This window comes from Acetobacter sp. DsW_063 (assembly GCF_002153745.1).
Taxonomy (GTDB): Bacteria; Pseudomonadota; Alphaproteobacteria; order Acetobacterales; family Acetobacteraceae; genus Acetobacter.
The window spans coordinates 1-237 of sequence record NZ_JOPL01000104.1; the positions used below are offsets into that span (position 1 = coordinate 1).

At 68.4% G+C, this 237-nt stretch carries 1 pseudogene; it reads left to right on the top strand.

The features are described from left to right. Positions 1-237, top strand: a pseudogene (locus HK28_RS14060) (hypothetical protein); the annotation flags it as partial.

A 237-nucleotide genomic window follows, 5' to 3' on the forward strand; every position in this document is an offset into this window, starting at 1 on the left:
CTTGTCGCGCTCTGGTTCGGCGTGCTGCCCGAAGGCGTCGCCTGCGCGTTGTTGACGGCGGCGCTTCCGCTGCTCGCCAGCGACAACAGCGTCATGGTCGGGCGCATTCTGGCGCAGCACAACGATATGGCGGCCGCCGTCCATGCTGTCGCGACACATAAGGATATCGGTCCGGCCGCGGTGAAGATTATCGCCGACGCGGTTCCGGCCGGGGCTCTTCTCGCCGGCGTCGCCGCG